Below are 20,255 nucleotides of genomic sequence, written 5' to 3' on the forward strand. Positions count from 1 at the left end.
TTAAATCCCCAGAATGCTGCGCAGGTTGGCCAGCAGATCTTGGCCACCAATGACCATGATCTGGTTAATGACGTCGATGTTCACCAGCTCTTTTTTGCCGACGACTTGCTTGATCGCATGGACGGCAAATTTGTTCGGAACCTCGATTGATTCGCCGCTCTTGTGCTCGCCCAGACCGAATGATTTCGGTACGACGGTGACGTGGGTGACGACGGCCTCTTCGCTGCTGATGGCGCCGCTGGCGTCAAAGGTGCGCTTGACCGAGCGGATCATCAGGGCGGTGGCGGCACGCGGATTGAACACGGAGCCGGCCAGGCCGCTGTCGTAGCTGCGCCAGCTGATTTCCATTTCCATTTTGTCCACGCCGCCACCCGGCAGTTCGATGACGCCGATGCCGCCGGTTGGCTTGCGCTCGGTGGTGCGGAACTGGATTTCGGGCAGCTTGACTGTTTCGGCGGCGCCGAAGTAGCTGGTGCCGTTGACGTAGACCACACCTTCCCGGATTTCTTCGAGGATCATTGGCTGCCTTTCAGGCTGACCAGGTATTCGCTGGTCAGTTCGCTTTCAAACGTGCCGCGCTCGAATGGCGGCGGCGGGGTGAATTTGTAGCTGAAGACGGCGTGACCGTTGGCCAGTTCGGTTTCCGTCTGCCGGGCCGGGTCGAACCAGCACACGCCGCCGAGAACGGCCTCGTCGCCCTTGAGCTTGCTCAGGAACTTGTTGGTTGACTCGGTGATGATGTCGATCAGCGCCTGGTTGAAGGGCCTGTCTGCGTACTGCAGTGCGTTGTAGCGCAGCGATTCGTCGATGACATCCTGGGTACGGGTGACCGGAATGAAGGTGGTCAGCCCGGTCTCGCTCGGCCAGTTTGCGCAACGGTTGCCCCAAACGCGGAAGCCGCTGCCGAACGAGTTGAACACAGTCACGATGCCGGCCTCGTTCAGCAGATTGACGTCGCTCTGGGCATCGTCAATACGCGCCGATAACTCGAATTCGAGACCGACGATGCCCTTGATTTCGGTATTGGACGGGCTCCACCAGTAGCCCTTTTCGAAGTCTCGGGCAGCCATGACGCCGGCCAGCCGTGCCGAAAGCGGCTGCAGGCGGTTGCTGTCGGTCGATCGGTCGTAGACCTTGACGTGCGGGTAGCAGAGGATGGCTGCCCGGCTCGACGTGTTGAACGGCGAGTTGGCGACCGTCGGGCCGCGCATGGCGATAGCGACGGTGCGGCTGGTGCCGATCGGCGCATCGATCAGCGCCTTGGCACCGAGCCTGGCACCCCAGGCGGTCAGTTCGCCGGACACCGAGGCCAGGCTCGCGTAGCCGGGGGCGATCAGGATCTTCGGGAAGAAGCCGAATTTCTGGAAGGTGTCGTCGAGCAGCTTCATGCCGCTGCGCTTGCCTGTCATCGCATCAATGGCGCCAATCAGGTCACCCGGTGTAACCAGGGAGGGGTCCGCATGACTGTAGTCGAGCCTGACCGTCGTGGCACCGGCCGGGATACGTCCACCGGGCAGCCGGTCGATGGTGCCGCTGACCGCATCTACGCTGTAGTCGGCGCCGGCTGTGTAGGGGGCCGAGCCGTCCGCCGGATGCACGACCAGGTCGGCGATGGCCGGATGCGCCGTTTTCAGCCGGCCGGTCGCCGCGTTGAACTGGGCGGACTCGTTGGTGACCAGCGATTTGTGGATAGACGGATCCAGCACGTTGATGACGATGACGGTGCCGGCACCCTGGGCATAGATGGCGTCCAGGGCGTCGGGCACGCTGAATCCGCTCAACAGCGGACCGAATGCCGCAGCATCCCCGTCATTCAGGCACAGGGTCGGTTCGTTGACGGGGCCGGTTGGTGCGCAGCCGATCAGGCCGATGACCGCACTTTTGACCACCTGGACGGCGCGCGGGCTTTTGTCGATGCGAATGGTTTCCACACCGTGCAGATAATTAGCCGGCATCGGGAATGCTCTCCGTGACAGGTTGCAGATGGCCGAGTTTCACCAGACGACGAACAGCATCGCTGTCTGCGGGCAGGTCGTATTCCCCGCCGTTGACCAGGACGACTTCGCCCCGTTCGGGTACGTCCAGCCCCGAAACCGGGCCGGTATAGCGGTATTTCATGGAGACTCCTTGAAATTGGGTGGCTGCACCTGGCCTTCCCATTCGAGCCGGACCAGACGCGGCCCGGCTTCGGGGTCTTCCAGATGCAGAACGGGTACAGGGCAGGACAGCGTCAGGAACGAGACCCAGACGCCATCGAGCGGCTCGGGCACGCTTTCCTCTTCGAGCTGCAGCCGTCCGGCTGCGCCGGCCGGCAGGAATCCGGTCAGCAGGTAGCGCGCCGAGTCGATCAACCCGTGCAGGCCGCCATCCTGACGACGGTGGCGGTGACGCAGCAGCAGTTGCCAGATCTGGCGCCGGGACTCGATGCTGCCGGTTGTGCTCGGCTGCGGCCGTCCGTTCAGGCCCGCGTAGTAGACGCAGATCTGGCCGGTTGCGAACGGCCTTGCGATTCCCTCGACGGTGTCCGGGAGCGGGATGACTTCAACCGCGTCCGGCAAGGAGTCGCGCAACCGCCGGATCAGGCTGTCCTCGATCTTGTTGAGCATGAGCAGAGTCCAAAATGTCGGAGAGCCGGACCTCGATCAGCTTGCCGTCGCCGACATGACGCACGCTGCGCACGTGGAAACGGCCGGTTTCCCGGCCGTCTTCGGCGATGGTCAGGACCTCGGCCCGGCCCGAATCGACCGCAGTCTTGAGCCCCGTAAAGGCGCGGGCCTCGGCGGTCAGTACGAAGTCGGTGATGTCGAAGCGGGTGTTGAGACCATCGCCCGGGGCGTCGATGCCGATACCCCGGGTCGGTGATTCGAACAGGACCGGCTGGCTGTCAACCGGCTCGCCGCCCAGGGACGGAGCCCAGCTCGCCGTGGCGCCGAAGGTGTCGGCCAGTTCATTGAAGGCGGCGGCCTGCTCATCCGCCCAGGTCATGCCGGGACCTCGGGGTTGTTAGGATCCGTGCCGGGATCATCGGCCGGCGCCGGCTTCCCGGAGAACTTGCCCGCCTTGCCGACTTTCTCGGCCAGGCCGAGCTCGTCGACCAGCCGGCGTGCTTCGTCGTCACTGACCTCAATCAGCTCGCCGGCGACGGCGACGCCATTTTTGTGCTCGTAGCGGCACAGCAGCGTGATTTTCATGGCGGGCTCCTTACAGCACGGTGGCCGACAGCGAGGCGTTGATGCGGTACGGCACCACCAGCGGCGCGGACTGGGTCAGCAGCCAGCGCACCGACGGGTCTTTTTCGACCCAGCTCTTCGGGAAGTAGGGCAGCGGCTGGAAGCCGGCTTCTTCGTCACGGATGACGCCGAAGGCGCGGTAGCCTTGCAGGCCGTCGGCCGACGACAGCAGCACGCTGCCGATCGGCAGCATCGGTTTTTCCTGGTTGTCGACCGGGTCGACGTACCAGTCGGCGTAGGTGTAGATGTCGAAGCCGTCGATGCTGCCCATGAACTTGCCGCCGTCGCCGGCCGCGGCCGGGGTCAGTCCGCTGATGTTGCCGTTCAGGCTGTTCCAGCGTTCCTTGACCGCCGGGTTGTCGCGGAAGCGCTTCCACGCGTTCGGGTCCATGACGACTTCGCTCGGGTAGACGCCCGATTTCTGCGCCACCAGCAGCGCCCAGTCCTGCAGGTCGTCGAGCGGATTGACGCCGTTGTCGGACCACTTGCTGCCCGTGCCCTTGACCACGCGCAGCGCCGGGTCGCGCTGGAAGTCGATCAGCTTGGCCGGGTATTTCTCGCCGACGATGGTGTACTTGCCGTCGATCATCGCGCGGGCGGCCATCCATTCCTGGCGGCGGTCGATCTGCATGACGTGGTCGGACAGCGTGCGGGCCAGATTGGCCTGAACACGTTGTTCCGGGCTCATCACGCCGCCGATCTGCTCGCCGATGGCGCGGCGCATCGCGTCATTGGCGTTGAAAGGGGTCTTCGTTTTTACGTAGGCCGGCTTCAGGGAAACGACCGTGCTGCCTTCGCTGGCGATGACCTTGCCGGCGCTCAGCGGCGAGACGAACGGCGCAATCGTGCGCCGGCCGTGTTCGACCTCGAAGTGAATTTCTTCGGTGGTTTCGCGCTGTTCCAGTTTGAAGAAGCTGTTCAGCAGGAACAGCTTCGGACGCTTGAGGTTGGCGACGACTTGCGCCAGTACGGCAGTGGTAAAGATATCCATGAGGGGCTCCGGTCAGTCGAGGTAAATGCCTTTGGCGCGCAGCGGCTCGAATACGCTGGCGAGGCTGTGGCCGGTGCCGAGTGTCAGTGCCTGGCTGTTGAACGGGCCAGTGAAGTAGGCCAGCGCGTCGGTGTCGCCGGCGCTGGCATCCACGTCGTGGGCGAGGATCAGGTCGGGTTTTTCCGAGCCGTCGCTGGCGGCGGCCAGTGACAGCAGAACTTTCTTGCTGGCGGTGATGGTGCCGAGCACTGCGCCGGCGGACAGGGCCTGACCGGCGAGGACGACGACCGGTTTCAGGTGGGCGCTGGCGGCGTCGCCCGACAGCAGGGCGACGGGCTGGTAACTGCCTTCGGTTTTCAGTTGGGCGTGCATGGTGGTCCTTAAGCGAGGGCGGCGATGGCGGCACCGAGGCTGGCGGCGGTTTGAGCCGGGTCCTGTTCGGCCTGGCCGCCGGCGCCGACCTGCGGGTTGCCGAGCGCCTGCATGGCGCTGACGAACGGATTGGCCGGGGCCGGCGCGGCGGCGCTGGCCTGCGGCGTGACGTCGAGCAGGCCGGCCGCAGCGGCCGCGTCCATGTCGGTGGTCAGTGCGAGCTTGCGCGCCAGTGCTTCGCGGCCCTGGGCCTGCGGCAGGTCGAGGATGGCGGCGATGCGGGTGCGTTCGGCCGCTTTGGCGTCGGCGGCGATGCTGGCGTTGAGTGCTGCGTTGTCGGGTTGTTGTGCCTGGGGATCCATCTGGGTGCCTTTCATGAAAACAGAGGTGTGCGGACTGGCCGCGTCGGAGAGCATCGACACCACGTCGTCCAGCGACGCGATACCGTCTGCAAAGCGGCCGGCCACCGCGTCATCCGCGTTGAGCAGGCCGGCCTGGGTGTCGATGACCGCCTGGCGGTCGAGCTGTCGCCCGATCGCCACGTGGTCAACGAACATGCCGTAGATCCGGTCGATTTCGTGCTGCATGCCGGCGCGGGTCGCATCGTCCAGGGGGGCGTGGGGCGAACCGGCGGCCTTGCGTTCGCCGGCGAAGATCGGGGTGTAGACGTAGCCTTGCGTGGCGTCGCGCTGGCTCTGGTCGACGTGCATGGCGATGACGCCGACGCTGCCGACCATGCCGGTGCGCGGCAGGTAGATCCGCTCGGTCGCGCAGGGAATTGCGTAGCCGGCGCTGAAGGCGCCTTCGTTCGCGTAGCTCCAGACCGGTTTGCGCTGTCCCATGGCCTTGAGCCGGTCGGTCAGGGCGAACAGGCCGGCGACTTCGCCGCCCGGGCTGTCGATTTCGAGTAGCACGGCGTTGACCTCGGGATCGTTCATCGCCTGGTCGACCAGACTCGCGGTGCGGTCGTAGCTGCTCATGCCGCACAGCGCATCGAGCCAGCCGCCGCGCTGCACGAGCGGGCCGAACACCGGGATCAGGGCGACGCCCTTGCCGACGACTGCGTATGGCCTGCGCGCAGGCTGCTCGCCGGTACCCGACCGGCCGCCACTGCTTGCCTCGGACCGCCAGGCGAGCCCGCCGGCCAGGGCCGCAGCCATTGCCTGATGCAGGGCCTCGGCCTTGTCGGGCAGCAGCATCAGCGGGGCGTTGTACAGCCGGCCGAGCAGGCGCGCGTATTTCAGGTCGTGGGGCTGCATTTCAGCATCCCCCGTTCGATCTGGCGTCGGCGGCGGGCGACTTCGCGCGGCCCGCCGCCGACGGGGCGGCCGGTGCTGTACAGCGTGATGACGGGCGCCGTGGCCGGTCGGTGCAGGCGGAACCGCTCGGCCAGACGGTGGAACAGCGAGCGCAGGCGGGTGAGGATGCGCATGGCGATCTCCCATAAAAAAGCCGCCCGGGGCAGGCGGCTTGCAGTGGTGAAGAGGGTCAACGGGCGCTGAGCCAGTCCTCGGCAGACAGGTCATCGTCGGCCGGCAGGTAGCGCTGGCCGGTCAGCGTGGCGAGGTAGCCGCTGGCGCGAACCTGTTCGCCCACGCGCCAGTGCAGTTGCAGGGCCAGGGCCCGGCTGGCGGGCCAGTCGGCGCGGGCAATGAGCTTGCCGTCGCGGGCGTCGTTGAGGGCTTGTTCGAATTTCATGGCATGTCTTTCCTGTTGTTATCAATGCCACAGGTATGTTCCGCAGGGGGGCGCGTACGGCCTCAGCCCGGCGGGTCGGTCTGGCTGCCGGCACCGTTCTCCTGGTGGCGGTGACCGAGGAACGATTTGCCGCGGGCAACGAAGTCGGCGAGGGTTTCCACCAGGCCGTTGAACACGGCCTTGCCGCCCGCGCCGCCGCCCTGGGTAATGCCGCCGCCGATTTCCAGGTTGTTGCTGACCTTGACCAGCGGCGCGTCGAGGGTGATGTCGGTCGCGGCCTTGAGGCTGGCAGCGGCCGAGGTTTCGACGCTGATGTCGCTGCTGGTCTTGATCCGCAGCCGGCCGCTGTCGCGGTCGAACTCGAATTCGCTGCCGTCGGCCATCTTCCAGTGCCACAGCGCCGGGTTGCTGGTGGCCGGGGCGTCGACGTCGCTGTAGACCTCGCCGAGCACGACGCCGTCCTCGATGTTTTCGTCGACCACGCAGGCGACCAGCGCGCCTTCGTCCGGCGCGTGGTGTGCCTTGTCACGGTGTGCACGCGGCACGATGACTTTCAGCGGCTGGCTGACCATGCCGTCGAGGTCGTCGAAGCGCACGCAGATGCGGCCGGCGTCGGTCACGCTGACCACGGTGCCGAACTTAAGCAGTGCTGCCTGGGCCTTGTCCGTCATCGGCGCCTTTCACGTTCTGGTTTTCGACAAAGGTCACCGGGGCGACGGCGGCCAGTGAGGCCGGGTCAATGCCGAGTTCGCGCAGCCGGGTGAGTTCCCGCGCCCGCTGTTCGAGCACTTCTTCCCAGTCCAGTCCTTGCTCGGCGCACTCGGCCTCCAGTGTGCTGATGCCGGCGTTCATGCGGATCTGCGCCGCCTGGGCTTCCTTGACCGGGTCCACCCAGCCGCGACCGGGGCCGATCCACTTGCTGCGGCAGTAGGCCGCGCGGTGTTCATAGAAGCCGGGGGCGTCGATCAGGCCGGCATTGACCGCTTCTTCCAGCCACAGCTCGTAGCACGGCTGTGCCCAGTAGTCGGCCAGCTTTTCGCGCCGGCCACGGAAGGTGCGCCAGGCTTCCAGCAGCGCGGCCCGCGCACTGGAGTAGTTGGTCTTGCTGAAGTCCTTCAGCAGCAGCTCGTAGGGCAGGCCCATCGATGCGGCGATATGGCGCATGACGGCGACGGTGAATGCCTCGAATTGTGCGGCCGGCCGCGCCGGCATGAACGGCGACATTTTCTCGCCCGGGTACAGCGGGATGATGGCGCCGGGTTTCAGCCGGGGTCGGCCGCGGTTGCGCTTGCGGATTTCCTTGTCCATGCCTTCTGCCGTGCCGCCCATCAGCTCGAACAGGTCTTCGCTGCTCATCTCGGTTTCGATGAACGCGGCCATCATGGCGTTGATCACTGCCGCGTCCAGCTCGGCACCGGAATACTTGTCCAGCATCTTGAATTGCTGGATCACCGCCGAGATGACCGGCTTGCCGCGTGACTGGCCGGAGCGCTCCTTGTCGTGCAGGTGGATCACGCGCCGCCGGCCCCACGCGGTTCGCGCCGGGATGCGCTGCCAGACGCCGGTGTCGCCGATCATCCCCATCAGGTAGTCGCCGGGATGGCTCTGCCGGATGTGATACGCCTGCGGCGCGCCGTAGGTGTCGTGCTCGATGCCGCCGCGCAGGGTAGCGCTGTCCACTTGCCCGCCCGGGTTGCTCAGCCGGTCGGACTCGACCACCTGCAGGCAGGAGGCGAAGCGCGAGCCGGGACGCGGCAGCCACAGCGGCAGCGCCACGGCGTCGCCGTTCATGACCTGCGAGCGGAACATCAGCTCGGTCAGGCCGGCGAAGTTCAGCGTGCAGGCGGCATCGCAATGCGGGCTGTCGGCCCACTCTCGCCACAGCCGTTCGGTGGTGCGCTGCCAGTCCATTGCCCATTCGGCGCTCTGGCCCAGGGCGCGGTAGTCCGGCAGTGCCGACAGTCGCAGGCCGACGCCGACGACGTTGTCGACCAGGGTCTGCACGCCGGCGGCGGCGATGCCGTTGTTCCGGGTCAGGTCGCGGCTGCGTGACACCAGGGTGCCGAGTTCCGGCAGCAGGTCGGCGTCGGCGCTGGCGCGGATCGGCAGCCAACTGGCCAGTTGCTGGCTGGTGGTCGACGCGCCCTGGTGGGACACGGCGCCGAGGCGCGGCATGGGCGATTTCTCCAGCCGTTTTCGGGTGCGTTGTCCCATGTGTGTCCTCTCAGAAGTGGATGTTCAGGGCGCGGCGGCCACTGCCGCGTCCTTCGGCCTTGGCGATGTCGGCCCGCAGGTCAGTGATGTAGCGGTCGAGCTTGCCGATGTCGGCCCGGGTGTAAGTGATGTCGGTACCGCCGCGGCTGATGCGTTCGCGCATCGAGCCGGTCAGCAGTTTGTGGCGCGCGGTTTCGGCCTCGATCAGGCGATTGCGCAGCAGGGTGGTATCCATCAGTCCTCCAGCATCGAGCTTGCTTCCAGCGGCTCGAAGTCGTCGTCGTTGTCTTCGGGGTCGGGCGGTTCGTCGGTGACCGGTGCGGTGGCGACCGGTTCGTCGAACAGCGGCGACTGGCGCAGGTTCTGGTCGATCCGGTCCCAGTCGGCATCCGACTTCAGGTGAACCTTGACTGCCCGCGCCGCATGCAGCGCGTACACCTCGGTGTCCAGCGCTTCGTTGCGTGCGCCCGGCACTTTCTGCCACACCATTTCGTCGCTGTAGCCGGCGGCGCCGCGCTTGGGCACCTTGCGCTCGGCCAGCAACTGCTCGCAGTAGTCGCTGCGCACATGGCGCGAGAAGTGAAAGCGCGCCGGGCCGTAGCCGTCGAGCGTCAACCGCCCTTTCGGGCCGATCAGCAGGTCCTTGGCTTTTGCGGTACCGACCATGAACACGCGCAGCCCGTATTTGCTGACCTTGCTGTTGCGGTAGTCGGTATCCAGCGAGGGCCGCGGGCGGCTGAAGATTTCCGCACCGGCAGCCTTGGCGCCCTTGATGGCCATGATCTCGATGCCCGGATAGCGGCGCCGGCGGCTGCGCACCCAGCCATAGACGGCGTCCGAGGTGTTGCCGTCGCCGGAGTCGATCGAGATGGCGGAGATCCGCACGTAGAAGCCGTCGACGTGACGTAGCGGGGTGAACAGCAGTTTGTCGAGCTTGTCCCATACGCTGTCGAGGCGCTTTCCGTCGTTGTCGCGCGGTTCGGTGTCGAGCGGGTTGCCGGCGATGTCGGTCCATTGCACCTGCCAGCTTTCTTCGCCACGGCCCCAGGCGCGCAGGGTGACCGACAGCCAGCCGCCCTGTGCGGTCTGCACGTCGACGCCGGCGGTCAGGATCAGCCCGCCACGCGGGATGGTCATCGGCGGGTAGTCGAGCCCGCGTTCGCGCAGTTCGTCTGGCTTGGCCTGGCCGTCCTTGAATTCCCAGCTCTCGCCAAGCGTGGCGTTGTAGAAAACGATCATCTCGTTGGCGTTACCGGTGCGCAGCTTGGTGTTTGCCTTGATGAACTTCGCCACCAGTTCGGATAGCCGGCTGGCGTGCATCTGGCTGTACAGCTCGTTCAGCGCCAGCCCGAGTACGCCGCGGAACGGCGCGGTTTCGACCGGCTTGCCGGCGCGGATCGCCGCGTTTTTCTGCGCGTCGTTCCACAGGCTGCCGCAGTGCTCGCAGCAGTAGCGTGCGGTGTCGGGCCGGTGGTGGCCGTACAGCGGGTCATGCTGCTGCGGGTCTTTTTCCCACTTCACCTGTTCCCAGCGCAGCGGCTGGTATTCGCCACAGTCGGGGCAGGGGACGTGCCAGTAACAGCGGTTGCTCTGCTCGAACTCGCGGTCGATCGACGACACTTCCTTGATCGACGGGGTGCCGCCGATCAAGAGCTTGGCGTCGCGGAAAGTCTTGCCGCGTTCTTCGAGCAGGGCGATGGCGTCGCCCTGGCCGCGCAGGTTCAGGTTGCAGTCGTCCGGTTCCTCGACCACCAGGTAGCGGGCCGAGGTCGATTTGACGTCGGAGATCGAGTTCGAGCCGACGAACTTCAGGAAGCCGCCGAGGAAGTTCTTGAACAGTTGCTTGACGTCCTTCGACCGGCCCTTGGTCGGGATGATCTCGGCCAGCTCGGGCGTGCCTTCGACCATCGGTTCGAATTTTTCCAGGTTGAATGCCTGCGCCGCCCCTTCCTTCGGGAACATGACGATGGCGGTGCCCTTGCGGATCTGGATCAGCCAGCCCAGCAGGTTGAGAATCACGGCCTGGGTCCAGCCGACCTGGGCGGATTTCCGGCACACGCCGCGAGTCACGTCGCGTCGCATCATCTCGGTCAGGAACCACTCGAAATACGGGTTCAGGTAAAACGAAAATCGGCCCACAAAGGCCGATTCCTTGGCGCTCATGCGCCGGTATGTGGTTGCCCACTCAGCCGGGCTGATCTTGGGCGGCGGGCGCATCAGCTTCTTCAGCAGCGCCACGATCAGTGTCGTTGCGGAATTCATAGTCACCCAGTTGCTGGCGCAGTTCTTCAATCAGGTCTTCGAGCGCGGCGTGGATGGCATCGGGATCGGTTGCCACTTCGCTCAGCAGCGGCGCGTACTTGTCGGGCATCGAGGCCATCAGCGCAACGGCATCGGAAAAATACTGGCCCAGCGCCGGCTCGATCTCGGCCAGGTTGACCAGTTGCCGCCGGGTTTCGGCCAGTTCCAGCTCGACCTGGTCGCCGCGCAAGCGGTCGAGGCGGTCCTTCGGACTTTCCTTGCTGGCGCCGTTGACCTCGCGGGCGATGCGCCACTGGATGACGGCCGCGGTGTCGTACTGGTTGGACGCGCCACGGCCGGCGTTGATCACGATCGGCAGGCCGTCACGCTGCCACTCGGTCAGCGTCCGTTCGGACACGCCGAGGATCTGCGCGAGTTCGCGTTTGTTGACGAGTTTGCCCATTCTGGATAACCATGGTTTTTCTTGATGATTTCAATTGGATGGTGCGGAAATGAGCACGGATGCTATTGCAAATGATCTGATGAAAATGACCAGAAGCTGGACCGCTGAGGCTTTGGTATTGATAGGCATAATTACAGCTTTGCTGAGTATTCCGGCTGTGCAAGCGGCTCACTTCAGCATACTTACGGTTGCCGTGATTTTATTTGCTTACATGCTTTGTGCTTTTTTCTTTATCCATGCATTTCGGGAAATCAATAAATGGATCTCGAAGATGCCGAGCAAGAAATCAAAAATTTTTTGGGGAACAGCGGCTATCAGCATCCTTGAAGCTCTTGGTGCTGTTGCGTGGGTAGGTGGCATAAGAGCAGCCAGTAGTTTTCTCTAAACTAGGATTGCAAAAGGAAGGAAGTCCCTGGCAATCCCGTGGCTAGCGCCAAAACACGGCTCGAATTACCCGCGTCGGGGGAAGGTGGGGGAAGGACCCGCTAACCCACCGGCCCACCGGCCCACCGGCCCACCGGCCCACCGGCCCACCGGCCGGTGCTGCCGGCGACCTACGGTCTCGCAGTTGCCATGGCCTCGCGCAGCGCCCGCTCGAACTCGGCAGGCGCGTGTGCGTTGAAGGTGTTGCCCGCGATCTTGTCGAACGGAAAGCGGATACGGTACGCAGGCGCGTCATTCTGAATCCACATCAGCGGCTTCAGAGCGGTGCCATGGCCCATGGCCACGCGCTGCCATACCCCCATCGCTTCCCCGTTGGGTGTACCGATGAAGATGTCGAAGTTGCGTGCCTTGCGCTGACTGCGCTGGCTCTTCGACCGGTTCGCCATATAGCCCTGCTCGCCGAAGGCTTTGAGCGCCGACAGCATCTTGACCACGAAACCGCGACCGACGTTGCCGAATCCATCCATCACTGCGCCCGGCCCGGGCGTCCAGTAGCTGCCCAGCCCAGCGATGGACAGCGCCTTCTCGCTGCGCTTCTGCCGGCGCGGCCCACCGACGATTTCTGTATTCAGCCAGTTCGCCGCCGGCGCCGCCTTGTAGGCCGAGTCCTTGATCTTCACCTCGGCGTACTGCTTGGACTTGCTCGCATAGCGGATGTACATGCTGTCCATCGTGTAACCGGTCGGGCGGTCAAAGCGCTGCCGCATCACGGCGCGTTCGCCCATCCGGATACGCTCAGCCAAGGAGTTCAGTGCCTTGGCGGTGGCAAACGGCACCTGGCGCTGCTGGACGTCGGACAGTTTGTCGAGCACCCGGTGCAGGGTCTCGATGCCCTTCATTTCGATGCGCATGGGAGACCCCCGATAAAGAGGTGCGCCCCGACGATATGGATCGACCGGGGCGCGGAGGCGACAGGCACAAAAAAACCCGAGACATGCAATCTCGGGTTTGTGTTGGACGCAAAAACAAACAGCCTACCTAAATGCTATCGAAAGTGTGCCATGGCTGTCAACGGCTAATCGTTCGCTGCCAGGCGGTAGCGGTCGGCCACTATCGGGAATGCGGTCTGTCGAACGCCATAGCGCACGGCGGCTACTTTTTGCGCAACTGCCAGCTTGGCATTCTCGACCCAGCGGTAGAGCGTGCGCCGGGTGGTGCCCAGGTCTCGGGCACGCTGGTCGACAGTCCCACTCCCCAGATACCAGCTCAGAACAACCACCCTGACCGATGGCGTGACCTCGCGCATGACCACCCGCTCGATCAGTTCCAGCTTTTCCTGCTCGGCCGGGTCGCGCACATCGATCGGAACGCCGGCAAACGGTACCACTACACCGAAGCCGACCGCCCGTTCCGGGCCGGACTCCACCATCCGGTAAAGGCTTTGCATCGCATAGCCGAGACCACCATCTTCTCGCCGGGCTACATAGCCGGCCCAGAGCCGCAGGGCCTCATCAATATCATTCAGGTTTACCACGTTCGCCTCCGTGAAGACTCTTGGAGACTCCTTTAGCCAAATCAAGTCAGGCTTTATTTTATTAATCAATATATTACAGCATGGCGCGTGGAATTTCACCAGAAAGTGAGCCGCCCTTTGTGCAGGGCTGTGCAGGGTAATGTGCAGCAAACCGGGTTCACGAAATCCAGTAACGACGGGCTTTTGTGCAGGATATGCAGCTTGTGCAGGGTAATTTCTCATACATGCGTGGATATTTTTTCTCCCGCCTGAAACATTGAAAAAGGGTAGGGGGAAAACAAAAAAGGCCACGCGCACCCGCACGTGACCTGTTTACCCTGCACAAGCTGCACAAACCCCCGCCGTTACTGGGTATCAGCCCTGCACAGAACCCTGCATAGTCCCTGCACAAGCTGCATATCAGGCTACTTCGGGAAGGGTTATTTCAGCCTCCCGCGCCGCAACGCGGAAGCAGTTGATATGGTCGCCCAGAAAGTCCATTTCAGCAACGCCTGCACCCTCCCGCCCGACCTTGAACACCTGGGCTTGCCGCGCATTGCCCATGCCTTTCCAGCGCCACCAGCGTCGTGCCTTGGGTACTTTGGTCGCCAGCGCCTGCACGAACTTGTTGCGTGACATTTCCTTTTCGCCCGACCTGTTGCACCAGTGGCGATATACCGCCACCAGATCATCCGCCAGACAACTCACAAAGGGGGCGGGAAGATCGCCGCGCATCCACTCGGAGCAGAACAGCTCCCAGCCCGACAAGCCATAGCGGATCAGCCGGGCTTTCTCCGGGGTCATGAGCGGCTGGGTGTGCGGATCGAACTTGACCGGCTCCTCCCGCTCGACCGTCAACGTCAGCGGTACCGACATCAGCAGACCATAGAACGCTTCGAGCCCGCCATTGGCCAGTTCAAAGCTCACATCCGCCTTGACCTTCTCGGTCAGCTTCTCTGCTGGCCAGACTACCTGATAGCGGCGGTCGTGCGCCTCGACATGGAAAGGCTGGATCGCATTGGACAGGAATACCGCATTAAGGTGGTTTTCCTCTTCCCAACTGTCCACGAATTTCTTCTCGATCGTCTGGGTCTTGCCGGTGATCATGTGCTTCAGCACCCCGGTGTGGCTGTACTTCTGATTGGAAGCGAATACCTCCTCGAACAGAATGAACAGCCGCCGGCTGCGACTGGACGTGTACTGGCTTTCCAATTGGTGCTGTCCCAGTGTCGTGCTGTATTCGCCGTACAGTGGCTTCACGCACAGCTCCCAGAACATCGACTTGCCCGAACCGTGAATGTCACCATGCATCAGCACCGCCGAGTCCATCTTTGCCCCGACATGCTGGAGCGGATACGCAATCCAGTTGAGCAGCCACTCGATGACCGCCGGCCGCCAGCCGCACAACTGCTGCAGCAAGCCGACAATCGCTTCGCACTGGGGGAACAGTGGTAGCAGCGCCCACAGATCGCGCGGAAGGTCGCCCGCAGGTATTGCCGGCATCAGCGGCAAACCACGGTACAGATTGATGTAATTCGGGCCCAGATCACGACCGGGCTCGAAGCGGATCGCATCGAACGGCAGCACCTTGCGCTCCGGGCTGTCACGCCAGACATCGAAGTAACTGCCCATGGCCAGCTTGGCTGCCCCCTGATCGATCACCCGGTACAGCTTTGCATCCCAGATATTGCTGGAGCCGTCCAGATAGACATAGCGCTGCATGATCGGTACCAGCTCGACATCTGTCTTACGCTCGATCTCGGCCCGGTCACGCTTGACAGTAGAGACTTCGGCCTGCGTCATCAGCAGCTTGTCGCCGCGCGCGAGCCAGGCATCGACGGCAGCCCGGCCGAAGCGGTCTTTCAACGCCGCCTTGCTGTATTCCACCGCTGTACGCCGGTCGAAAACCCGCGTCTTGCCCTCTACCAGCGCGAAATGCCGGTACAGCTCAGCGGACACCACTTCATCCAGACTCCCCGCACCCCCGTCCGGGTCGTTGGCGGCCGGAAGCGGCGCAGTCTCCTTGAGCGGGGTAGGGGAGAGCAGCGAGGCGATCGCTGCCGCGATCTGTTCCCGGGCCGGCGCGATCCCTTCCACACAGTGCAGATCGTTGAAGTCCGTCAGCTCGGGCAGACTGTCGTCCCCGCGCGTTTCCCGCCGGCGGACCGAGAACCAGGGCAATACCAGATCAGCGTTGCCGGCCTCCGCCGCTGCCTGACGGGCCTTGAGCATGCCTATATGGTTCGGCTCGCCGTCACGCTTCGGCAGGTAGTCATCATCGGCCAGAAACAGCAGTGGGCTGTTCGGATACTTGGCTCGCAGGATCCGGGCCACATGGGGCAGGTTGCCGCTGTCCATCGCCATATAGACCGGGTGCGCGTAGTCCACTGCCTCGCGCCCGCTGGCCGCCGTTGCGTAGCCCTCGGCGATCAGAATCGCATCGCCATCCATTGGTTCATCGCCCAGGCGGCAGGCAGCACCGATTTTCTCGAAACCCTTGCTGTAGCGCTTGTCGCCGCCGTCCTCCAGTCTGGCGGGGGCGATCTTCTGGGCGCCGACCAGCCGGGACTCGTCATAGCGGATCAACGGAATGATGATCCAGCCCTCCCAGCCCTTGTCCGTCATGAAACGGATGCTTTCCGGCCGGGCCACCTGCTTGCGCTGCAGATAGGGTGAGGTTCCGCCCTTATTGGCACGTTCCCACTGATGCCGGGCACGGCTGGCTGCGAGTTCATGGACCCGCTTCTGGCGGGCCTTTTGTGCCTGCTCCTTGCGAGCCCACTCAGCTTGGGCCTGAGCGCGCTCCTCAGGCGTCATCGTATCCGCCAGCGCCTCGCGTTCCACCTTCCACCACTGATCCTTGTGGCCGAAGGTGCCACTGACCCAGACCATACCGGTGCGGGGCGACACGTACTCGAACAGGCGATAGAACGCCTTCCGCTTCGGCCCGAAGATGTGCTTCTTGCCGTCGGCGCGCAGATCGGACACGCCGATCTCCGGCATCTTGTTATCGCGGAACTGGTTCAATACCCCTTCCAGCGTCGCCCCCATGATTCGCCCCCAAGAACTGCATGTACTGCTGGCATTGCCTGCTGGCGCCGCCAGGAAAAAGAAACCGCCTACTGCCTACTTTCGTATGCCAGACATGGCTCGCTTGACCAGTCGGGCAATCTTCCGTCGCCGCATGGCCGTGTAGCGTGGATCGGCGCGGCGTTCAGCCTCTCGGCGGGCTTGCTCAATTTTTTTGTCTGCTTCCCGCTGTGCGGCCGCTTCGCGGGCCGCTACTATGTCGAACGTCGGATCTCGGTAGTTCTGCGCCATCGCTCAAACTTTCCAGGTAATGCTTGATCGCTTTCAGCAGGGCCTTGCCTGCCTCCCGCTGCTGATCAGGCGGCAGGAACCGGATTTGCCACGCCTGCGCCTTCAACCGCCGAAGCTGGAAAGGGCGGCGCGGCTCAGTCATTGCGACTCCAGCGGTGCATACAGCCGGAAGGACAGCGTCAGATAGCGCAGGACCTGCTCGCGCAGCGCATGTGAACTCGCCTCGATGCGCTTGCGTTCATCACCGTCGATCTGCCCGTCATTCGCGACGGCCCGGTGGATCTCGGCGAACATGTCAGCCAGCCGCATCGTCACTGCCTGGCATTCCGCTTCCAGCGTCGACAGGTCCACGCCACTGGTTAGCGGCGGCAGTTGCAGGAACACGCCGCCGAGCTCCCGCGCCAGCGCAGTCACCGTATGACGGCTGCCTGTCGCCAGCATCAGCATGGCCAGTTCCTCTGGTGAGAACTTGGCGCCCTTGTAGCCCACCAGCTTGTGGCGCAGCCCCTGAGCCGAGCCACAGACTGTGCGGCTCAGCTCTTCCTGCAGCCCCGGCCAACTGTCGGCGTCCGCCCTAATCGCGTCCTGCAATCCCATTGCCTACACTCCCGGCCCGAAACGTAGGCCGTCAAAGGTTCTCAACGCGCCCACCACGACTTACGCTGCAGGCATGAATAAAAAACGCCGGGCGAACCGGCGAACTGCCGCTCAAGAGTCAGGACAAGCAGCAGAGGAGAAAACCGCCGTGGACTGACCACGGATGACCGACCACTCCACATCCGGACGCATCTGCTCGCAGACAAACGTCCCCGCGCACATTTGCTCCAGCGTCGGGCAGTGGTCGGCCGGGATTCGGCCGCGCAGCGGCCAGTTGTGAACGGCCGACAGACCGATCTCGCGACGCTTGGCAATCGCCAGTGCGCCGCCAGCCGCCTGAATGACATCTCGGATGAAGGAAGGAGAGGGGTTCATGCTGGCAATGAAAACACGTTATGTGATTTTTGTAAACACGGAACGTCGCCTTCGGCAAACACGGTGCGTGATAGCTTCACCCTTCATGCAGTAATGGAGTCAAACATGATCAAACTCGGACAGCGCATCGCCACCCTGAGAAACGCAAAAGGTTGGACCCAGAAGCAACTGGCCGAAGCCTGCGGATGGGACGGGCAGTCGCGCATCGGCAACTATGAGCGCGATACGCGCGAACCCACCCTGCACGACATGGAACTGATCGCCCGTGCTTTAGGCGTGACCGTGAAAGAGATGCTGTTCGGCCCGGAAGAGCAATTGACTGGCGCTGGCAGCATCGTCACCTATGACCATGCCGAAGAACTCAGCCAGGATGACTATGTGCTGATCGACCGCTACGACTTGGAACTGTCGGCGGACGGGGCATTGAACTGGATCGTCCGGGAAGACGACCAGTTGGCGTTTCGCAAGAGCTACGCGGATGAGCGGGGATTTGTCCCCGGTAATCTGAAAGCCCTGTATATGGCAGGTGATAGCATGGAGCCTTATCTGTCGGCCGGCGATACGGTGGTGATTGATGTCACTGACACGGCACCGAAGGATGGTGAGGTGTATGCGGTCTGCTTGGGCGATGAGTGGTTAATCAAGCGGATTTTCAAGGCGCCGGGTGGGCTGATTTTGCATAGTGACAATTCAGTTAAATACCGGGATATTGATGCAACGGGTGAACGGGCATTTTTTGTAAATATCTTTGGAAAAATTGTCTGGCGCGGAGGTTAATTAGCTCACGCTCAGAGTGCTTTTTCATTGCTTTAAATGGAGAGAATAGTGGATTTTACGCTTGTTGATGATTGTATTGATCGTATTGTAGATACTATTACTAAATTAAAATTTTTACTTGAGGGTGATGCAAATCAGAGGCAGTTGGATAATGTTTTTCGTGCTATTAGTAAGCGGTGTGTTGATTATAAAAATGATGCCGCGCATAAAAATAAATCAGATATTGACTTGAAACGAATATGTGAGATTTCAATTTTATGTGGCCATGCCGCTGAAATTTTTGCCAATGAAAATTATAAAGATAGTGATTTTGAAAATGAAATTGTTACTATTGAAAATATGTGGAAAATTCTGAGTAAACAATTAAAATCCAATGGTATTGATTGTTTGGATAGAAATCTAATTTTAGAATACTTATATAAAGATGAAAAATATAAGCACAACACAGAGGATGAACTTACTGAAAGTGTTGCAAAGATTTATGATGCATCTGTGGTTGAAAAAAAATATGAATATGTAGCTAAAGAAGCTAACGGAGTAATTGAAAAAATTGATAAATTAAACAATATAGTCAATGAATCAAATAAGGCTGTTGATGAATTTCTAACTGCTGCGAAAAAAGAAGCAGACGCTGAGCTTTTGAAATTAAACCAAAAAAATGCGCAGGCTGATGATTTAATCGGCCATATTTCCAAAAAGGCGATGGCAAGTGACTACGACAGAAATGCCTCCGAAGAGAAAAAAGTGGCAAATTGGCTTCGAGGAGGTTCACTTTTTTGTATGCTCATAATAATTTTAATTGGAGCTTTTTCTGTCTACGAATCATTTGACAATGATTTTAAAATTGACAACGCTATTGTACGTATTTCATTGATATTTTTGGTTTCAATTCCTGCCGCATATCTGGCAAGAGAATCTTCTAAGCACCGAGAACAACAGTACTATCATCAGCAAAAATCACTTGATTTAAAGGCTATTACACCTTATATCGCATCTCTCCCAGAAGAAGATCAGCACAAGTTGAAAATAGAAATTGCATCAAGACTTTTTGCTTCACAGAATCGCTCGAAAGAAGGGAAAGAATCCTACCCTATTAATATCCAGGAAATTATATTGGCGCTGGTGAATAATTTAAATGCTGGGAAAAAAGAGAAAGCTAGCAAAATGACGGATCTTTGATTCAGATATTTTTAATGCTCATGTGAGGTATGCAGGAGGTTCTTCATCCGGATGAACCTATGTTTTAATGTGAGAAAATTGAGGTTTCAAATGGGTGGTATGGATGGGTATGGGTAACAATAAAGCAAATGAAACCGGGAGAAATATACTTAGTGTAATAATTTTTCGGCATGGCGGTTTCTTAATGGTTTATGCAATTTTCCTTGGGTTTATTTATTAATAATGCTCCCTGTTTTCATTCTGTGTTCTATTTATGGGGTATGGTTTGGATTGGGAGTAGGGGATGAATTAAAAGGCAAAGGTGACGTATGGAAATTTATATTGAATTATTTGTCAGGAAATCATGGGGGTTGGGGAACTTTTGGCGATTTTGCCGGAGGTACTTTACATTCAATTTTAGCAACGTTAACTTTGATTGTAACCGTAAAAAATTATAGAAAAACCGTTAAGTCTACAGAGCGTTCAAATAATATCCAAAAAACGCATTTGATTTGCAGTTGAAACTAGAGAAAATAAATAAAAATAGATGCTTAAATCAATTTGAGTTTAATGTGAGGCCGACGTCACCCCGGATTCAGTAGCACTCAGCTTTAGAGCCCGGTGGTTAATGTAGCCGGTTTTCCGGCTAACTGCTTCGCATAGGCTGACGGTGTCAGCCCACCCAAACACCTCTTTGGTCTCTCGTCGTTGTACTCCCGTCTCCACACCTCGATGACGACACGGGCGTGAGCCAAAGTGGTGAACCAGTGCTCGTTCAGACACTCGTCCCGAAACCGTCCGTTGAACGACTCGATGTAGGCATTCTGGTTTGGCTTGCCAGGCTCGATTTGCCGCAGCAGTACTCCGCGCTGATGCGCCCAGGTGAGCATGGCTCGGCCACAGAATTCCTTGCCATTGTCG

The 20,255-nt window shown here is 60.9% G+C and carries 26 protein-coding genes and 1 pseudogene; 4 read left to right on the top strand and 23 right to left on the bottom strand.

The window, feature by feature from the left end; genetic code table 11:
* The 17 genes and pseudogenes from Q352_RS0118830 to Q352_RS0118905 all read right to left on the bottom strand — a co-directional run bounded on the left by Q352_RS0118830 (position 1) and on the right by Q352_RS0118905 (position 11,209).
* Complete coding sequence (locus Q352_RS0118830; RefSeq protein WP_028500639.1) at positions 1-519, bottom strand: phage major tail tube protein; 519 nt, start codon at positions 517-519, stop codon at positions 1-3.
* Complete coding sequence (locus Q352_RS0118835; protein ID WP_028500640.1) at positions 516-1,955, bottom strand: phage tail sheath subtilisin-like domain-containing protein; 1,440 nt, start codon at positions 1,953-1,955, stop codon at positions 516-518. Before Q352_RS0118835 ends, Q352_RS0118830 begins: the two co-directional genes overlap by 4 nt.
* On the bottom strand, positions 1,945-2,118 hold the full coding sequence (locus tag Q352_RS23670) for a hypothetical protein (RefSeq protein WP_156952614.1): 174 nt from the start codon (positions 2,116-2,118) through the stop codon (positions 1,945-1,947). Before Q352_RS23670 ends, Q352_RS0118835 begins: the two co-directional genes overlap by 11 nt.
* Positions 2,115-2,606, bottom strand: coding sequence for a Gp37 family protein (locus tag Q352_RS0118845; protein ID WP_084300415.1), 492 nt, complete (start codon positions 2,604-2,606; stop codon positions 2,115-2,117). Before Q352_RS0118845 ends, Q352_RS23670 begins: the two co-directional genes overlap by 4 nt.
* A complete protein-coding gene (locus Q352_RS0118850; protein WP_028500642.1) occupies positions 2,542-2,985 on the bottom strand; it encodes a hypothetical protein in 444 nt (147 codons plus the stop codon). The genes Q352_RS0118845 and Q352_RS0118850 overlap by 65 nt, the downstream gene beginning before the upstream one ends.
* Complete coding sequence (locus Q352_RS0118855; RefSeq protein WP_028500643.1) at positions 2,982-3,191, bottom strand: hypothetical protein; 210 nt, start codon at positions 3,189-3,191, stop codon at positions 2,982-2,984. The genes Q352_RS0118850 and Q352_RS0118855 overlap by 4 nt, the downstream gene beginning before the upstream one ends.
* A 10-nt stretch (positions 3,192-3,201) precedes the next feature.
* Positions 3,202-4,221 carry a major capsid protein gene (locus Q352_RS0118860; RefSeq protein ID WP_028500644.1) on the bottom strand — a complete coding sequence of 340 codons (1,020 nt, stop codon included), beginning with the start codon at positions 4,219-4,221 and terminating at the stop codon, positions 3,202-3,204.
* 12 nt (positions 4,222-4,233) lie between these two features.
* On the bottom strand, positions 4,234-4,593 hold the full coding sequence (locus tag Q352_RS0118865; RefSeq protein WP_028500645.1) for a head decoration protein: 360 nt from the start codon (positions 4,591-4,593) through the stop codon (positions 4,234-4,236).
* Positions 4,594-4,601: 8 nt separating this feature from the next.
* Positions 4,602-5,852: a S49 family peptidase gene (locus Q352_RS22045; RefSeq protein ID WP_051529098.1), complete on the bottom strand. Its 1,251-nt coding sequence runs from the start codon at positions 5,850-5,852 to the stop codon at positions 4,602-4,604.
* Complete coding sequence (locus Q352_RS0118875; RefSeq protein ID WP_028500647.1) at positions 5,834-6,025, bottom strand: hypothetical protein; 192 nt, start codon at positions 6,023-6,025, stop codon at positions 5,834-5,836. Before Q352_RS0118875 ends, Q352_RS22045 begins: the two co-directional genes overlap by 19 nt.
* A 56-nt stretch (positions 6,026-6,081) precedes the next feature.
* On the bottom strand, positions 6,082-6,291 hold the full coding sequence (locus Q352_RS0118880; protein WP_028500648.1) for a Thoeris anti-defense Tad2 family protein: 210 nt from the start codon (positions 6,289-6,291) through the stop codon (positions 6,082-6,084).
* Between the two features lie 62 nt (positions 6,292-6,353).
* Positions 6,354-6,962, bottom strand: coding sequence for a phage baseplate assembly protein V (locus Q352_RS0118885; protein ID WP_028500649.1), 609 nt, complete (start codon positions 6,960-6,962; stop codon positions 6,354-6,356).
* Positions 6,931-8,466, bottom strand: a complete 1,536-nt coding sequence (locus Q352_RS0118890; RefSeq protein ID WP_244879603.1) for a phage portal protein — start codon at positions 8,464-8,466, stop codon at positions 6,931-6,933. Before Q352_RS0118890 ends, Q352_RS0118885 begins: the two co-directional genes overlap by 32 nt.
* 49 nt (positions 8,467-8,515) lie before the next feature.
* A complete protein-coding gene (gene gpW / locus Q352_RS0118895) occupies positions 8,516-8,740 on the bottom strand; it encodes a gpW family head-tail joining protein (protein ID WP_084300417.1) in 225 nt (74 codons plus the stop codon).
* Positions 8,740-9,903, bottom strand: a complete 1,164-nt coding sequence (locus tag Q352_RS24525; RefSeq protein WP_373280128.1) for a terminase gpA endonuclease subunit — start codon at positions 9,901-9,903, stop codon at positions 8,740-8,742. The genes gpW and Q352_RS24525 overlap by 1 nt, the downstream gene beginning before the upstream one ends.
* Positions 9,901-10,767: pseudogene (locus Q352_RS24530) on the bottom strand (phage terminase large subunit family protein); the annotation flags it as partial. The pseudogene Q352_RS24530 and the gene Q352_RS24525, both read right to left, overlap by 3 nt.
* Complete coding sequence (locus tag Q352_RS0118905) at positions 10,691-11,209, bottom strand: DUF1441 family protein (RefSeq protein WP_028500653.1); 519 nt, start codon at positions 11,207-11,209, stop codon at positions 10,691-10,693. The gene Q352_RS0118905 and the pseudogene Q352_RS24530, both read right to left, overlap by 77 nt.
* Positions 11,210-11,258: 49 nt before the next feature.
* Between Q352_RS0118905 and Q352_RS0118910 the strand changes: the two genes are divergently transcribed.
* Entirely contained in the window at positions 11,259-11,594 is a 336-nt protein-coding gene (locus Q352_RS0118910; protein ID WP_156952615.1) for a hypothetical protein, read from the top strand.
* Positions 11,595-11,763: 169 nt separating this feature from the next.
* Here Q352_RS0118910 and Q352_RS0118915 read toward each other — a convergent pair whose 3' ends face one another.
* The 5 genes from Q352_RS0118915 to Q352_RS23135 form a co-directional block, all read right to left on the bottom strand.
* Complete coding sequence (locus tag Q352_RS0118915; protein ID WP_028500655.1) at positions 11,764-12,504, bottom strand: hypothetical protein; 741 nt, start codon at positions 12,502-12,504, stop codon at positions 11,764-11,766.
* 164 nt (positions 12,505-12,668) lie between these two features.
* Positions 12,669-13,127 carry a helix-turn-helix domain-containing protein gene (locus tag Q352_RS0118920; protein WP_028500656.1) on the bottom strand — a complete coding sequence of 153 codons (459 nt, stop codon included), beginning with the start codon at positions 13,125-13,127 and terminating at the stop codon, positions 12,669-12,671.
* Between the two features lie 399 nt (positions 13,128-13,526).
* Positions 13,527-16,157 carry a DUF5906 domain-containing protein gene (locus tag Q352_RS22535; protein ID WP_051529099.1) on the bottom strand — a complete coding sequence of 877 codons (2,631 nt, stop codon included), beginning with the start codon at positions 16,155-16,157 and terminating at the stop codon, positions 13,527-13,529.
* Positions 16,158-16,565: 408 nt separating this feature from the next.
* Positions 16,566-17,024 (bottom strand): phage regulatory CII family protein, encoded by a 459-nt coding sequence (locus Q352_RS0118930; RefSeq protein ID WP_028500657.1) that lies wholly within the window; start codon positions 17,022-17,024, stop codon positions 16,566-16,568.
* 111 nt (positions 17,025-17,135) lie between these two features.
* Positions 17,136-17,399 (bottom strand): YdaS family helix-turn-helix protein, encoded by a 264-nt coding sequence (locus tag Q352_RS23135; protein WP_084300419.1) that lies wholly within the window; start codon positions 17,397-17,399, stop codon positions 17,136-17,138.
* A 105-nt stretch (positions 17,400-17,504) separates the two neighbouring features.
* Here Q352_RS23135 and Q352_RS0118935 point away from each other — a divergent pair, with 105 nt between their 5' ends.
* The 3 genes from Q352_RS0118935 (at position 17,505) to Q352_RS23680 (ending at position 19,856) form a co-directional block, all read left to right on the top strand.
* Complete coding sequence (locus Q352_RS0118935) at positions 17,505-18,176, top strand: XRE family transcriptional regulator (protein WP_036386991.1); 672 nt, start codon at positions 17,505-17,507, stop codon at positions 18,174-18,176.
* A gap of 48 nt (positions 18,177-18,224) precedes the next feature.
* Entirely contained in the window at positions 18,225-19,355 is a 1,131-nt protein-coding gene (locus Q352_RS23675; RefSeq protein ID WP_156952617.1) for a hypothetical protein, read from the top strand.
* A 222-nt stretch (positions 19,356-19,577) separates the two neighbouring features.
* The gene (locus Q352_RS23680) at positions 19,578-19,856 is read left to right on the top strand and encodes a hypothetical protein (protein ID WP_156952618.1); all 279 of its coding nucleotides are present in this window, start codon (positions 19,578-19,580) and stop codon (positions 19,854-19,856) included.
* Positions 19,857-19,945: 89 nt separating this feature from the next.
* On the opposite strand, the gene Q352_RS0118940 is transcribed toward Q352_RS23680, so the two are convergent.
* The coding region (locus Q352_RS0118940) for an integrase core domain-containing protein (RefSeq protein ID WP_028500659.1) at positions 19,946-20,255 on the bottom strand (310 nt) is incomplete at its 5' end.

It is taken from the genome of Microvirgula aerodenitrificans DSM 15089, from assembly GCF_000620105.1.
Lineage (GTDB): Bacteria > Pseudomonadota > Gammaproteobacteria > Burkholderiales > Aquaspirillaceae > Microvirgula > Microvirgula aerodenitrificans.

What these genes read in the sequence shown, in the direction of transcription:
- Q352_RS0118890 (WP_244879603.1), bottom strand. Translation starts at nt 8,466, where the DNA reads ATGCCGCGCCTCGGCGCCGTGTCCCACCAGGGCGCGTCGACCACCAGC.
- Q352_RS0118855 (WP_028500643.1), bottom strand. Translation starts at nt 3,191, where the DNA reads ATGAAAATCACGCTGCTGTGCCGCTACGAGCACAAAAATGGCGTCGCC.
- Q352_RS0118860 (WP_028500644.1), bottom strand. Translation starts at nt 4,221, where the DNA reads ATGGATATCTTTACCACTGCCGTACTGGCGCAAGTCGTCGCCAACCTC.
- Q352_RS0118850 (WP_028500642.1), bottom strand. Translation starts at nt 2,985, where the DNA reads ATGACCTGGGCGGATGAGCAGGCCGCCGCCTTCAATGAACTGGCCGAC.
- Q352_RS22045 (WP_051529098.1), bottom strand. Translation starts at nt 5,852, where the DNA reads ATGCAGCCCCACGACCTGAAATACGCGCGCCTGCTCGGCCGGCTGTAC.
- Q352_RS0118905 (WP_028500653.1), bottom strand. Translation starts at nt 11,209, where the DNA reads ATGGGCAAACTCGTCAACAAACGCGAACTCGCGCAGATCCTCGGCGTG.
- gpW (WP_084300417.1), bottom strand. Translation starts at nt 8,740, where the DNA reads ATGGATACCACCCTGCTGCGCAATCGCCTGATCGAGGCCGAAACCGCG.
- Q352_RS0118935 (WP_036386991.1), top strand. Translation starts at nt 17,505, where the DNA reads ATGATCAAACTCGGACAGCGCATCGCCACCCTGAGAAACGCAAAAGGT.
- Q352_RS0118915 (WP_028500655.1), bottom strand. Translation starts at nt 12,504, where the DNA reads ATGCGCATCGAAATGAAGGGCATCGAGACCCTGCACCGGGTGCTCGAC.
- Q352_RS0118865 (WP_028500645.1), bottom strand. Translation starts at nt 4,593, where the DNA reads ATGCACGCCCAACTGAAAACCGAAGGCAGTTACCAGCCCGTCGCCCTG.
- Q352_RS22535 (WP_051529099.1), bottom strand. Translation starts at nt 16,157, where the DNA reads ATGGGGGCGACGCTGGAAGGGGTATTGAACCAGTTCCGCGATAACAAG.
- Q352_RS0118830 (WP_028500639.1), bottom strand. Translation starts at nt 519, where the DNA reads ATGATCCTCGAAGAAATCCGGGAAGGTGTGGTCTACGTCAACGGCACC.
- Q352_RS0118845 (WP_084300415.1), bottom strand. Translation starts at nt 2,606, where the DNA reads ATGCTCAACAAGATCGAGGACAGCCTGATCCGGCGGTTGCGCGACTCC.
- Q352_RS0118930 (WP_028500657.1), bottom strand. Translation starts at nt 17,024, where the DNA reads ATGGGATTGCAGGACGCGATTAGGGCGGACGCCGACAGTTGGCCGGGG.
- Q352_RS0118885 (WP_028500649.1), bottom strand. Translation starts at nt 6,962, where the DNA reads ATGACGGACAAGGCCCAGGCAGCACTGCTTAAGTTCGGCACCGTGGTC.
- Q352_RS0118835 (WP_028500640.1), bottom strand. Translation starts at nt 1,955, where the DNA reads ATGCCGGCTAATTATCTGCACGGTGTGGAAACCATTCGCATCGACAAA.
- Q352_RS23670 (WP_156952614.1), bottom strand. Translation starts at nt 2,118, where the DNA reads ATGAAATACCGCTATACCGGCCCGGTTTCGGGGCTGGACGTACCCGAA.
- Q352_RS23135 (WP_084300419.1), bottom strand. Translation starts at nt 17,399, where the DNA reads ATGAACCCCTCTCCTTCCTTCATCCGAGATGTCATTCAGGCGGCTGGC.
- Q352_RS0118910 (WP_156952615.1), top strand. Translation starts at nt 11,259, where the DNA reads ATGAGCACGGATGCTATTGCAAATGATCTGATGAAAATGACCAGAAGC.
- Q352_RS0118880 (WP_028500648.1), bottom strand. Translation starts at nt 6,291, where the DNA reads ATGAAATTCGAACAAGCCCTCAACGACGCCCGCGACGGCAAGCTCATT.
- Q352_RS0118875 (WP_028500647.1), bottom strand. Translation starts at nt 6,025, where the DNA reads ATGCGCATCCTCACCCGCCTGCGCTCGCTGTTCCACCGTCTGGCCGAG.
- Q352_RS23680 (WP_156952618.1), top strand. Translation starts at nt 19,578, where the DNA reads ATGCTCCCTGTTTTCATTCTGTGTTCTATTTATGGGGTATGGTTTGGA.